The sequence below is a fragment of the Caballeronia udeis genome (assembly GCF_044909315.1).
Lineage (GTDB): Bacteria > Pseudomonadota > Gammaproteobacteria > Burkholderiales > Burkholderiaceae > Caballeronia > Caballeronia udeis_A.
In genome coordinates, this window is the sequence record NZ_JBIYEB010000072.1 from 1 (window position 1) to 12,318 (window position 12,318).

A 12,318-nucleotide genomic window follows, 5' to 3' on the forward strand; every position below is an offset into this window, starting at 1 on the left:
TAGCGGAGAACGTAGCGCATATTCTCGCTATCGAATTGCTCGCAGCGGCGCAAGGCGTGGACCTGCGTGCGCCGCATCAAACGAGTCCGCGCTTGCAGCCGGTCATGAAATCCATTCGCGCGGATGTCGACCATTACGCGCTCGATCACTATTTCGCACCGGACATAGTGGCGGTGGCGAAGCAGGTGACAAGCGGAACGATTGCCGCATTCTGCCCGCTGCACTTTGCATCGGAAGGGGTGGCTTAAACTTGAACGCGTGAGACAGCAGCGGCGATCAGCTTTGCCGTTGCATGTTGTCTGCGCTGAACCTGCATCCCAGCCGATACCGCGTGCCCGGATGCACGAAGCGCGCGAACGTCACGGCCACGTGGTTCGCCCAGGTTCGCCGCACGAGCGTCAGGCACGGCTGGTCCGGACCAATCTCAAGCAGCTTCGCATCCGCACGCGAAGGCAGCACCGCGTCAACCACGTGCTCGACTTCGTGCGCCGGCACGGTATTGAACAGATACTCCGAGGGCCGCACCGTCGCGAAATCCTGCTCGAGAAAATGCGGTGCGGCGTCAGGGTTCACGTAACGGTCTTCAAGCTGCACCGGCACGCCGTTCTCGCGATGAACACACACCACGTGAAATACCGACGCGCCAGGCGCCAAGCCGAGCGCGGCGGACACGTCGCTGGCTGCCGCCTCGCGTGCGGCGTGCACGATCGCATAACCGTACTCGTGCCCGCGGGCGCGAATTTCATCGCCTATGTGCGCAATCATCAGCAGCGTCGACTGCGGTTTTTCTTCCGCAATAAACGTCCCCACGCCTGAGAAGCGCGTCAACACGCCTTGCTCCGTGAGTTCGCGCAGCGCGCGGTTGATCGTCATGCGCGAGACGCCCAGCTCGCCAACCAACGTCATCTCCGAAGGAATCCGGTCGCCGGGCCGCCATTCGCCGGAGAGAATGCGCGTGCGGATATGTTCCTTCACACGCTCGTAGCGCGCGAGTGGCGCGGTGGCGGATGCCGGGTTCGAAAGGCTGCTTGTATTCATGTCTCGCTCAGGTTCTGCTCAGTTGCCGTTCTCATGTGCCGTTCTCATTGGCCCTCATATCCCGCTGGTTCGGTACTGGCATGAACCGCACTCGCCGGTGGTTCCTCGCGCCGTGCCCAGAACGCATTCCGGTCGAGATAGTTCTGCAGAAACTGTTTAAGCCTAGGCTGCTGCGCGCGGTGAAACACGTCCTCGGGCGATCCTTGCGCCTCGATTTTGCCATGATCGATGAAGACAACGGTATCTGCGACTTGCGCCGCGAAGCCCATTTCATGCGTGACGATCACCATCGTCATGCCGTCGTTCGCGAGGTTCTTCATCACTTGCAGCACTTCGCCGACCAGCTCCGGATCGAGCGCCGAGGTGGGTTCGTCGAAGAGCATGATGTGCGGTTCCATTGCCAGCGCGCGAGCAATCGCCACCCGTTGCTGCTGCCCGCCGGAAAGCCGCGCCGGATGATTGTTTGCGCGCTCGGCGAGACCGACCTTGTCGAGCATGGCCAGCGCCCGCTTGTGCGCTTCGGCCTTGGACAGCTTGCGCACGCGCACCAGCGCCTCGGCCACGTTTTCAACGGCTGTCATGTGCGGCCACAGGTTGAACTGCTGGAACACCATGCCCACGTTGCGCCGCACGCGGTTGATCTCGGCTTGTGGCGCACGGATGCGCCGGCCGTTGCGGTCGGCGACATAGCCGATCAATTCGCCTTCAATGTAGATCTCGCCTTCGCTGTATTCCTCGAGGAATGCAAGCGAGCGCAGCAAGGTGCTTTTCCCCGAACCCGATGGTCCGATGATGCAGGTCACCTCAGACTTGCGCACGGCGAGCGAGACGTCGTCGAGTACCTTCAGCGTGCCAAAATGCTTGCCGACATGCCGGGCATCGACAAGATATTCGGCAGGCGTTGACGTGTTGCCAGAATTCGGTTTCTTCATGACGGGTTCTTTATGATTCAGCGCTCGGTTTGACGGGGCTAATGCGCATTCACCGCGTGAGGAAGCGGCCTACGCGGATCTCGACCCACTGTCCGGCTCGCGACGCCACTTCCACGAGCAGGAGATAACACGCGCACAGTGCAAGCAGGGTTTCGACGAACGCAAACCGCTCCGAACCAATACCGGTCAGCACGAACGTCAGCTCAGGTACGGTGACGACCGACAGCACCGCAGTTTCCTTGCTCAGCACAATGATCAGGTTGGTCAGCGCCGGCACGATGATGACCAGCATCTGCGGCAACTGTACACGCATGATGACTTGCAGCCGCGTGAAACCCAGGCACTCGGCGGCTTCTATGTGACCGCGCGGCACCGACGTAAAGCCGGAGCGAAACGCTTCCGCGAAATACGCGCTGCCATAAAGCCCGAGTCCGACAATCCCGGCCGTTAGCGGTTCAAGCGAAAGTCCAAGCGAAGGCCCGCCGTAATACAGCACGAAAAGCTGCACGAGAAACGGCGTTCCCCGGAACACTTCTATGTAAGCACGCAAGAAACCGCGCACCCATTTGCCGCAGAAGATCTGCAGCAAGGCGATGGCGAAACCGATCGCCATGCCGATCAGCACGCCGCCCATCCACACGGCGATGGTCGTCGCAAATCCTTCGGCGAGGGCGGGCAGGGAGTCGGTGAGAACGGTGGGGTCGAATTGGATCGCCATGCTCGATGCCTCTTATGCCTGTTGCAAGCGGCGTTCAGCGCGATGCCCGGCCAGCGACAACGCCCCGTTGATCACCAGGTACACCAGCCCGGCGGCCACATAGGCCTCCAGCGGCCGATACGTGCTGGCGGCAATGTTCTGCGCGGTGCGCGTGATATCGGCGACACCGACCACTGAAATCAGCGACGACGCTTTCACCAGCATGACCATCTCGTTGACGAGCGAGGGCAGCGTCATGCGCAGCGCCTGAGGCACCTGGATGTGCAGTACGGCATGCAGCCGCGACAAACCAAGCAATTGCGCCGCTTCGAGCTGCCCGTGCGGAATGCCGATGAATCCACCGCGCAGGATCTCGGCGAGATAAGCGGCTTCGCATAACGAAACGGCGGCGGCAGCGGCCACGAGCGGCGGCACGTTGATGCCGATGAAGGGCAGGAAATAGTAGGTCAGCAAAAGCTGCACGAGCAACGGCACGCCGCGAAAGAAGCCGACATATGCGCCGCCCAGCTTGGAGACGAAGCGGTTCTTCGAGAGCCGGGCGCTGCACACGGCGATCGCAACAATGAAGCCGGCCACGAGCCCCACGAGCGAAATCAGGACCGTGGCTTGCGCGGCCTTGATCAGGTAGGGAAGGGCATCCAGCAACGCGTGAAGGCTGAACATGGGCTGTCCGGCAAGGAGCAGGGCGCTTGAGCGCCCTGCAGTGCATCAATGGTTTAAAGGCTGGCTGATTCGATGGCAGTCAACGGTTCAATAGTTGGGCGACGGCATGGTGGTGGGGGTGTCCATGGTTACGCCGAACCACTTCTTCTGCAACGCGGCGAGACGGCCGTCGTTGTGCATCTTGACGATCGCCTGATTGATCGCGTCGAGAAGCGGCTTGCTGTCCGCGTCCTTGCGGCCGAGATAAGCGAAATACACCTTCGTGCCGAACGGAGGTTGAACAACCGCGAAGGTGTCCGGACGCTGGCGCGCTACATACGCAATATTCGGCAGCGAATTACCCACGGCAACAATCCGGCCGGCGGCAAGATCCGCATAGGCCTGGTTGTTGTCAATGTATTCACGCACGCTCGTCTTGCCCGGCAGCGTGGCGACGTACTGCTTCAACTGGTCGAGCTGCGCGGTGGACTTGGCGCCGCCAACTGTCTTGCCGGCAACGTCGGCATTGGTCTTGATGCTGGTGTCGTTCGCGCGCTTGAGCAGCGCGACCGTGCCGTCCGCAATTGGCAGGGTGAACTCATAACGCTCCATGCGCGCCTTGGTGATGGTCACCGGGCCGCTGACAATATCGAACTTGCCCGCTTCGAGTCCGGGCAGCACGCTCGGCCAGGGCAAGTCGATGGAGCGCACCTTCACACCCAGTTCCTTCGAGAGCTCGGCGAAGAAGTCCTTGTTGAACCCCTGTTGCTGGCCGTTTTCCAGGAAGTCGAACGGCGCGAACTGCATCTCGGTTCCGACCACCAGTTCACCCGCCTTCCTGACCTTCGCCAACTGGTCTTCAGCGTGCGCCGAAATCGCTGTCGCGACCAGCGCGGCCACGAGCAGACGACCCTTCCACTTCGAGAAAAAATTCATTGTTGAACTCCCCTGGTTAAAAGTGCACCCGGCTTGGGCAAAGTTGCGAGCCGGTGCGCCGACCTGCATGTGGTGCGGTTCAGTATATACCGTCAATTTGCATTGCCAAGCGTGTCAAAAATACTTCTGACCGCTAGATTTCAAGGCTTACAGCCTTCGCGAAAACGACGGGTTGCGCTCGGCTAATTGGCGGTATATACAGACACTTGATCCGGATTCCAGCAGGCGCTGGTGGCTTGTCCGCAGAGACTTGCGGCCGGGTCGATGCATGGAACGCCAGGCGTGACAGGTCCCTTTCAGACCTTGCATGGCGGCGCGCAGTGAAACCATTTTTGGGCCGGCCGCGCGTCTTGCGCCGGCTCGGCATGATGCCCGTTGAAGACGTGCAGCGGCTCGTTCGGTCCGCACGGTATAGACGGCAATGAAACTTCGGAGCACCTGGATGACCTCGACTTCTCACATCCCCGTCGTCGATCTGGCGGCTGTTCGTGCGTTGGATCCCGCCGGCTTGCGCGAAGCCGCCGCCGCGATCCGCGACGCGTGCACGAGCATCGGTTTCTTTTACATCAGCAATCATGGCGTGCCGACCGAAGTGCTCGAAGGCGCGGTGAAAGCGGCGCACGAATTCTTCGCTTATCCGGTGGAGGTGAAGCGGCGTGTTGCGGTGAATCATCGGCATCGCGGCTTCAATGCGTTAGGCGATGCCGTCATGTATCAGGCCACCAAGCCTGACTACAAGGAATTTTTCAGCATAGGGCTGGAGTTGCCGGAAGACGATCCGAGCGTGCTGGCAGGTGAAGCGTTGCGCGGCCCGAACAGCTGGCCTGATTTCATGCCTTCGCTGCAATGGGATCTTTATTCGTATTACGAAGCAATTGGCGCGTGCGGCGCGGATTTGCTGCGTGCGGTGGCGGTGAGCCTGGATATCGACGAAATGTTTTTCGTGAGCAAATACACGAAGCGCATGCAGCGCACGCAGATGGTCTATTACCCGCCGCAAGCGCCCAAGTCGGACGCGGATCAGTTCGGGGTCGCGCCGCATACCGACTATGGGTGCATCACGCTGCTGTGGCAGGACAACGTGGGTGGTTTGCAGGTGAAGGAGCTTGCAACCGATAGCTGGATCGACGCGCCGCCCATTCCGGGAACGCTGGTGGTGAACGTGGGTGACCTGCTTGCGCGCTGGTCGAACGATCGCTTCCGTTCCACGTTGCATCGCGTGATCAATCGCTCGGGCCAGGAACGGTATTCGATCGCGACCTTCTACGATCCCACTTATGGCGCAAGCGTGGACCCGCGCGATCTCGGTCTTGAGGGCGTGCAACCCTTGTATGAACCGGTAGCTGCCGGCGACTACATCCTGGGGCGGATCAACGACTCCATGGGGTATAGAAAGAAGCAGAAAGAAGCGCGCGAATGACTGAGCAAACAATGAAACCCATCGTGCAAACGCTGATTGATGCACTCGGCGCCGGGTCCGTGCGTTTCGGCGATTCCATCGAAGCACGTTATCTCGGCGACTGGAGCGGACGCTCGCCGGTGCCGCCTTTGGCGGTCGTGCTGCCGCGTTCGACCGGCGAAGTCGCCACTGTGCTGCGCCTGTGCAATGAAGCACGTCAGAGCGTTGTGCCGCAGGGCGGCATGACCGGACTGGCGGGTGGCGCCATTCCTTCCGGGGGCGATATCTGCCTGTCGCTAGAACGACTGGTGGGCGTCGAAGAGCTTGATCGTGCGGCGGCGACCATGACGGTGCTCGCTGGTACCACCTTGCAGACCGTGCAGGATGCCGCGCAGGAAGCGGGGTTCGAATTTGCACTGGATCTGGGTGCCCGCGGCTCGTGTCAGATCGGCGGCAACCTTGCTACGAATGCGGGCGGCGTGCGCGTGCTGCAGTCCGGCACGGCTCGCGACCAGGTGCTCGGACTCGAAGCCGTGCTGGCCGACGGCAGCGTGCTCAGTTCAATGAACAAGATGGTCAAGAACAATACGGGCTACGACCTGCGCAACCTGTTTATCGGGTCGGAGGGAACGCTCGGGGTGATCACGCGTGCGGTATTACGCCTGAAGCCACGCCGGGCCGCGCGCAATACCGCGCTGTGCGCACTGAAGGATTACGACGGTGCGGTTGCGTTGCTGCGCTCGCTGCAAGCCACGTTCGGCGATGAAATCGGCGCGTTCGAAATCATGTGGCCGGAGTTCTACGACTTTGGTGTCGGGCTGACACGCTCCCGGCAATCGCCGCTTGGCCAGGCGTATCCGCTTTACGCATTGATCGAACAGGCCGGGTTCTCGGACGATCACGGCGAACGGTTCGCAGCAGCACTCAGCGCACAGCTTGAGGCTGGCGTGGTGATGGATGCGGTGGTTGCACAGTCGCAGGCAGAGACTCAGGCGTTGTGGGCCATTCGCGAAGCAACGGCCGAGTTGCCGGTGAAGATGGAACCGATCAATTTCGATGTGAGCTTGCCGATAGGCGAGATCGGTCATTTCGTCGATGCCTGCCGCAAGGACTTCGCTGCGCGCTGGCCGACGCATGATGGTTTGTACTTCGGCCACATCGGTGACTCGAACCTGCATGTCACGCTCGATGCGCGTTCGATTCCCGGCATCACGGTGGAAGAGGTCGACCACGCGTTGTACGGCATGGTTCGCGACTATGGCGGGTCAATATCGGCGGAACACGGCATTGGTTTGCTTAAGCGGCCGTTCCTGGGCTACTCGCGCAGTCCCGCTGAACTTGCCTGCATGCAGGCGATCAAGCATGCCCTCGATCCGCACGGCATCCTCAATCCCGGCAAGGTGCTGCCTGCCGCGGGCGATTAAAACGCTCGAAACGAACAAGGAACTCAATGAGCGTGACTGCTTTTATAGAAAGCCTGCGTGCTGAAGTGCGCGGCCTGCCTGCTTACAACGCGGGGTTATCGGGGGAATTCGTGCGGGCACGTTATGGCGTCCCGCATGTCGCCAAGCTCGGCAGCAATGAAAATCCAGGTGGCGCGAGCGCGGCCGTGCTTGCGCATCTTGCCCAGTCCACCACGACCGGTACGCTCGCGCTTTATCCCGATCCTTCATGCAGCGCGTTGCGCGCGCTGATTGCAGAACGGCTTGCGGTCGATCCCGGGCAGTTGTTGTTCGGCAATGGTTCCGAAGACTTGCTCGCCATTGCAGCGCATACGTTCCTCGCTCCCGGCGATGAAGTGATCACCGTGATCCCGTCGTTTGGCTTGCACATCATCTATCCGCAGAGCGTTGGCGCAAGGGTGGTTACGGTGCCGATGCGGGAGGACTTCGAATTCGACGTCGACGCGCTCATTGGCGCCATTTCGCCGCGTACGCGCATGTTAATTATTAGTAATCCTTCTAATCCAGTCGGATGCGCGATGAACGCTGGTGAAATGCGCCGGCTATTGAGCGCGGTATCGCCGGAGACACTGGTGCTGTGGGACGAGGCCTATTTCGAATACGCGTCCGGTGAAGACGGTTACCCGGACAGTCTCGCCGTGCTGCGTGAATCAGGCTTGCCGTGGCTGTTGCTGCGGACGTTTTCGAAGGCATATGGACTGGCGGCGCTGCGGGTGGGATACGGCGTGGCGTCGGCGCCGGAACTCGCGGGCCTGATGAACCGCGTGCGTACGCCATTCAATATCAACCAGATTGCGCAGCAGGCCGCGGCAGTGGCGTTTGGTGATCAGGCGCATGTTGCGGCTAGCGTGGGGGAGGCCCGCAAGGGGCGGGAGTGGATGCGCGCCGCGTTAGTCGGGCTGGGTATGAACCCGGCGCGTTCGCGAGCGAATTTCCTGTTCTTCGATTGCAGGGAGGACGCGGCCAAGCTCGCGGGCCGGATGCTGGAAGACGGGGTGATTGTGAAGCCCTGGCGCGAGCCGGGTTATGAAACCTGCATGCGAGTGAGCATTGGCAGCGCTGCGGATAATGCGTTGTTTATCGATTCGTTCGAGCGGCGACGCGGTGGGTGATCGGTTAGCGCCGGGTTCGCGCCGGTGGCACATGAGCAGGCTCACCGGCGCGAGCGAAAACCTACTCCACCTTCTCCTCCGGTTGCGCTTCAAGCCCGATGATCTTCTCCCGGCGCTCCTTTGACAGATTGCCTACTGGCGGTCCGGCAAAACTCTTGCGTACGCCTGCGCCGTACCAGATCAGCATCAGAACCGCGAGCAACCCGACAATCACATAGATCACTTTCTCATTCGGCGGTTGAATGCCCACATAGGCAAGAATCAATGCGCCGATAACTGCCGCAACGGCGAACGGCTTCGACCACATGCCCAACTGGAAAGGACCTTTCTCGGTCCAGGTCTTGCCCTCGGCAAAGATCCCGGCGGCTACCGGCATGGCGTACGAGATGAACAGAAACACCGCGCTGCCCGCGCTCAACACCGAGAATGCATCGCCATATAAGGTAATGACAATCGCCAGCACGGCCGATACCCAGATGGCGATGCCCGGCGTCCGGTGCGCGTTGACCTTGCGCAGGAACTTCGATCCAGGCAGGCCGCCGTCACGTGCAAACGCAAACATCATTCGCGACGTCGATGTCACCGCGGCAAGTCCGCATACGTAGTTGATAAAAAACAGCAGCAGCTCGATGACGATCCGCAGCGGTCCCGGGATCGGCGCGAGGATCGCTTCAAAGAAGCCGGTGCCCTGCTTGATCGCGGCACCAATGTCCGGCATCACCAGCACGAACGAGCAGACCAGCACGTACCCGAACAAGGTTGACCACAGCACGGACTTCACGATCCCGCGCGGTACATTGCGGGCCGCGTCGTGGGTTTCCTCGGACGTGTGCGCGGAAGCGTCGAAACCGGTGATCGTATAGGCGGTCAGCAGCAGCCCTGAAAGGAATGCCATTGCCATGGTTTGCGCGGGCCATTGTCCGCCATCCACGCCGGTGAAATTCTTGAAGGTCACGAGCCTCGAAAAATCCACCTTGACCGGTGAGTAGGTCAATAGCGAAGCAACCAGGATCACGGTCACGACGAAGATCAGGTAACCGGAGACATCGGTGATCTTGCTTGCGATTCTGATGCCCCGATGGTTCAGGAAAGCCTGCGACGCGGTGATCAACGAAAGAAATATGGTCTGGTCCCACCAGCCGAGCGACTCGGGCTTGACGCCGAACATCGGGGCAATGAGGGTTCGGAAGAACGGGTCCCAGGTGCCGAAGTTGATGGCCGCGACCACGAACACGAGGCCCAGCAGATTGAACCAGGCGGTGAGCCAGCCCCAGGTCTTGCCGCCCAGGATCGAGCTCCAGTGATAGAGGCCGCCGGCCGTCGGATAGGACGATGCGATCTGCGCCATCGCGGCGGCCACCACCAGCGCGAAGACGGATCCGAGCGGCCAGCCCAGTCCGATCGATGCACCGCCGGCCGCGCTGAGTCCAAGCTGGAACGAGGTGATGCCGCCGGACAGGATGCAGATGAGCGAGAACGATACGGCGAAGTTGGAGAACGCACCCATGCGGCGGGAGAGCTCCTGCGCATAGCCCATTTTGTGCAGCAGTGAAACGTCGCTGTCCGCGCTCTCTGGCGCTGGAACTGCCGTATTGATGTCCATGATGGTCGATCCTTATGGCTAAAGCTGCTGGTGGACGTTGGATTGGCGTGGTGAACTCATGCGAAAGCAGTCACGCGGCGGTAAAGCAGTTATCGACATAGAGATGCGCGCCGTTGATGAAACTGGCGTCGTCGCTGGCGAGAAAGAGCGCTGCCTTGGCCACTTCCTCCGGCGCGCAAAGACGGCCTTGCTGAAGTGAAAGCGCGGCTTCGCTGGCATCGAAACCGTATTGCGCGAGCGCGGCGATTTCACGTTGCCCGTGCGGGGTATCGATGAAACCCGGACATACTGCATTGCAGCGAATGCCACGCTCGCGATACTCCACGGCGATTGCCCGCGCGAACATGGCGCATGCGCCCTTGGTCGTGCAATACAGCACTTCGAGCGGGGTAGCGGCCGTCGACGAGATCGACGCCGTGCAGACAATCGAACCACCGCCTGCCCGAAGCATGTGCGGCAGCACGGCACGGGTCATCGTGAACATGCTCTTGATGTTGACGTCCATGAGCCACTGGTAGTCCTCGTCGGTTGTTTGAAGGAACGGTTTGACGACAATGCTGCCCGCGTGATTGAACAGCACGTCGATCGTGCCGAAGTGCTCGGCGATCCGCGCCACGGCGGTTTCAACCTGATCGGTCTTCGCCACATCCGCCTTGAAGAACTCGGCCACGCCGCCGCTCTCGCGAATCTGCGCTGCGATCTGAGTGCCCGCGTCGGCGTTGATATCGACGACCGCCACCTGTGCGCCTTCCCTGGCGAACAAGACGGAGGCCGCGCCGCCGCAGCCGGTGGCCCCGCCCGAAACGACCGCGACCTTGCCCGCGAGTTTTCCGCCAACAGACTCGGATTTGCCCATTCCTGACCTCTCGTTGTTTATCCTTTATTTAGGCTAGGCGCGACACAATTTACGCACTATCCGAAATTGGCAATGGAGCGGGACAAACCGCGAAAAAACTGCAAACCGCGGCATGCAGGGGCTCGAAGGCCCTCAGGGAAGGGTTTTCAGCGATGGGCGGGCGCACGCGCGACGCTTACCGTGGCGCACGGTGCGGGGTCAGGGCGGTCAGAATGGCTGGCAGGGAATTTTGATCGTTTACACTTTTTTGACGCTTACCGTCCGCCAAGGAGTTTGTATGGAAGCGGTCCAACCGGTGCGTCCGGCTGTCGATATCCATTGTTGCCGGAGCATTGACGAGCAGGCCAGGCTGCTCGAAAGCTGGAACCAGACCTATTGCCAGATATCGCGGGGCGCTTTCGACGGCTCCGTCAGTTCCGTGCGCGCGGGCGCGGTACACATTCTCGTTGAACGGATGAACCGGACGGTGTACCAGCGCGGTTGCGTCGATGCATCGCGGATCGCCGTGGGCATTCCGTTCCAGCTCGAAGGCCACGCGTTGTTATGCGGGCAGGTGAGTCATCTCGACGGCCTGCATGTCTTCTCGGGACCCGGAGGGTTCGAATTTCTGTCGCCTGACAAACATGTGGTCGTGAACCTGGAGATAGCGCCGCTGGAACTGTCCGACCCGCTGCTTCGGCTTGCGTTGGACAACGTTCAGCAAGCGCTCGGGGACCAGCCCGGGGTGCTCAATGCCGATCCGGCCCGGTTGCAGGCGTTCAGGAGCACGCTGGCGCGTCTGCTGGACACGGTTACGTCCTCACCCTCATTGCTCGCTGACGCGGGGGTGTGCGCGAGTTTTGAGCGGTCGGTGATTGTGGGTCTGTCCGAATTGCTTCTTGATGTCAGCGATACCGACATGCGTAGCGGGCCGTCGCGCAACTGGAAGCTGGTGGGCGCCGTGCGCGAACTGGTGGAAGCGTCGGCGGATTGCCCGCTGTCGGTCGCCGACCTGTGCTTGCGGCTGGGTGTCAGCCGGCGCACGGTCCAGTATGCATTCGATGAAATCCTCGGCACGAACCCGGCGTCGTATCTGCGTGCCGTGCGGCTTGATCGCGTCCGCAAGGACCTGCTGCAGGCTGGTTCTGTCACCGACGCGGCGACTCGCTGGGGCTTCTGGCACTTCGGCCATTTCTCCAATGATTATCGCGAGCAGTTCGGTGAATTGCCGTCGGAGACATTGCGGAGGTTGCGGGGGGCGCGCCCGGGGCGCGGGTGAGGGTTTGGGGTTGGTAGATGGTTTTGGTTGGGGTAGTGGTCGGAGTCAGGGCCGGGGTGCCAGGGTCTTGCGGTCGGGGTCAGTGCCGGGTTGCCAGGTTCTTGCGTTAGCGGTCGGAGTCAATGCCGGGTTGCTGCTTTCGGCCTTGGCGGTCTGCCTGAGTCGGATATTCTCTTTATCACTATTAGCCACTGCGCGTGGCGGCGCGTCATTTCTTTGTCCAAAGCGACAAAGAAACGAAGCAAAGAAAGCGCTTTCAAACCACGCTACCCTAAGAGACGGTTTCAAAAAGGCTGAACAGATCGCTTGAGAGCACTCCAACAGATGAGGCAAACGGCGAACTTCAGGAAGGCTTCATGGA

At 60.9% G+C, this 12,318-nt stretch carries 11 protein-coding genes and 1 pseudogene; 5 read left to right on the forward strand and 7 right to left on the reverse strand.

What is annotated here, in order from left to right; genetic code table 11:
* A pseudogene (locus ABH944_RS44290) lies at positions 1-248 on the forward strand (histidine ammonia-lyase); the annotation flags it as partial.
* A gap of 28 nt (positions 249-276) precedes the next feature.
* Here ABH944_RS44290 and hutC read toward each other — a convergent pair.
* From hutC to ABH944_RS44315, 5 genes are all read right to left on the reverse strand, one after another.
* Positions 277-1,038: a histidine utilization repressor gene (gene hutC, locus ABH944_RS44295; RefSeq protein ID WP_062084107.1), complete on the reverse strand. Its 762-nt coding sequence runs from the start codon at positions 1,036-1,038 to the stop codon at positions 277-279.
* A gap of 44 nt (positions 1,039-1,082) precedes the next feature.
* On the reverse strand, positions 1,083-1,970 hold the full coding sequence (locus tag ABH944_RS44300) for an amino acid ABC transporter ATP-binding protein (RefSeq protein ID WP_404615726.1): 888 nt from the start codon (positions 1,968-1,970) through the stop codon (positions 1,083-1,085).
* Between the two features lie 49 nt (positions 1,971-2,019).
* The gene (locus ABH944_RS44305) at positions 2,020-2,688 is read right to left on the reverse strand and encodes an amino acid ABC transporter permease (protein ID WP_404615728.1); all 669 of its coding nucleotides are present in this window, start codon (positions 2,686-2,688) and stop codon (positions 2,020-2,022) included.
* A 12-nt stretch (positions 2,689-2,700) separates the two neighbouring features.
* Positions 2,701-3,351: an amino acid ABC transporter permease gene (locus tag ABH944_RS44310; RefSeq protein ID WP_404615730.1), complete on the reverse strand. Its 651-nt coding sequence runs from the start codon at positions 3,349-3,351 to the stop codon at positions 2,701-2,703.
* A gap of 87 nt (positions 3,352-3,438) precedes the next feature.
* Complete coding sequence (locus ABH944_RS44315) at positions 3,439-4,266, reverse strand: transporter substrate-binding domain-containing protein (protein WP_404615732.1); 828 nt, start codon at positions 4,264-4,266, stop codon at positions 3,439-3,441.
* Positions 4,267-4,708: 442 nt separating this feature from the next.
* Between ABH944_RS44315 and ABH944_RS44320 the strand changes: the two genes are divergently transcribed.
* From ABH944_RS44320 to ABH944_RS44330, 3 genes are read left to right on the forward strand one after another with little or no spacing between them, the layout of a single operon-like run.
* Positions 4,709-5,686 carry an isopenicillin N synthase family dioxygenase gene (locus tag ABH944_RS44320; protein WP_404615734.1) on the forward strand — a complete coding sequence of 326 codons (978 nt, stop codon included), beginning with the start codon at positions 4,709-4,711 and terminating at the stop codon, positions 5,684-5,686.
* The gene (locus tag ABH944_RS44325) at positions 5,683-7,089 is read left to right on the forward strand and encodes an FAD-binding oxidoreductase (RefSeq protein ID WP_404615736.1); all 1,407 of its coding nucleotides are present in this window, start codon (positions 5,683-5,685) and stop codon (positions 7,087-7,089) included. Before ABH944_RS44320 ends, ABH944_RS44325 begins: the two co-directional genes overlap by 4 nt.
* A gap of 26 nt (positions 7,090-7,115) precedes the next feature.
* On the forward strand, positions 7,116-8,240 hold the full coding sequence (locus ABH944_RS44330; protein WP_404615738.1) for an aminotransferase class I/II-fold pyridoxal phosphate-dependent enzyme: 1,125 nt from the start codon (positions 7,116-7,118) through the stop codon (positions 8,238-8,240).
* Positions 8,241-8,301: 61 nt separating this feature from the next.
* Here the strand turns inward: ABH944_RS44330 and ABH944_RS44335 are convergent, their stop codons facing one another.
* Entirely contained in the window at positions 8,302-9,843 is a 1,542-nt protein-coding gene (locus tag ABH944_RS44335; RefSeq protein ID WP_404615740.1) for an amino acid permease, read from the reverse strand.
* Positions 9,844-9,913: 70 nt separating this feature from the next.
* A complete protein-coding gene (locus tag ABH944_RS44340; protein WP_404615742.1) occupies positions 9,914-10,699 on the reverse strand; it encodes an SDR family NAD(P)-dependent oxidoreductase in 786 nt (261 codons plus the stop codon).
* 277 nt (positions 10,700-10,976) lie between these two features.
* Between ABH944_RS44340 and ABH944_RS44345 the strand changes: the two genes are divergently transcribed.
* Entirely contained in the window at positions 10,977-11,957 is a 981-nt protein-coding gene (locus ABH944_RS44345; protein WP_404615744.1) for a helix-turn-helix domain-containing protein, read from the forward strand.
* Positions 11,958-12,318 lie beyond the last annotated feature (361 nt).

Excerpts from the sequence above, each read along its gene's own strand:
- ABH944_RS44345 (WP_404615744.1), top strand. The coding sequence starts at position 10,977 with ATGGAAGCGGTCCAACCGGTGCGTCCGGCTGTCGATATCCATTGTTGC.
- ABH944_RS44305 (WP_404615728.1), bottom strand. The coding sequence starts at position 2,688 with ATGGCGATCCAATTCGACCCCACCGTTCTCACCGACTCCCTGCCCGCC.
- ABH944_RS44315 (WP_404615732.1), bottom strand. The coding sequence starts at position 4,266 with ATGAATTTTTTCTCGAAGTGGAAGGGTCGTCTGCTCGTGGCCGCGCTG.
- ABH944_RS44325 (WP_404615736.1), top strand. The coding sequence starts at position 5,683 with ATGACTGAGCAAACAATGAAACCCATCGTGCAAACGCTGATTGATGCA.
- ABH944_RS44320 (WP_404615734.1), top strand. The coding sequence starts at position 4,709 with ATGACCTCGACTTCTCACATCCCCGTCGTCGATCTGGCGGCTGTTCGT.
- hutC (WP_062084107.1), bottom strand. The coding sequence starts at position 1,038 with ATGAATACAAGCAGCCTTTCGAACCCGGCATCCGCCACCGCGCCACTC.
- ABH944_RS44335 (WP_404615740.1), bottom strand. The coding sequence starts at position 9,843 with ATGGACATCAATACGGCAGTTCCAGCGCCAGAGAGCGCGGACAGCGAC.
- ABH944_RS44300 (WP_404615726.1), bottom strand. The coding sequence starts at position 1,970 with ATGAAGAAACCGAATTCTGGCAACACGTCAACGCCTGCCGAATATCTT.
- ABH944_RS44330 (WP_404615738.1), top strand. The coding sequence starts at position 7,116 with ATGAGCGTGACTGCTTTTATAGAAAGCCTGCGTGCTGAAGTGCGCGGC.
- ABH944_RS44340 (WP_404615742.1), bottom strand. The coding sequence starts at position 10,699 with ATGGGCAAATCCGAGTCTGTTGGCGGAAAACTCGCGGGCAAGGTCGCG.
- ABH944_RS44310 (WP_404615730.1), bottom strand. The coding sequence starts at position 3,351 with ATGTTCAGCCTTCACGCGTTGCTGGATGCCCTTCCCTACCTGATCAAG.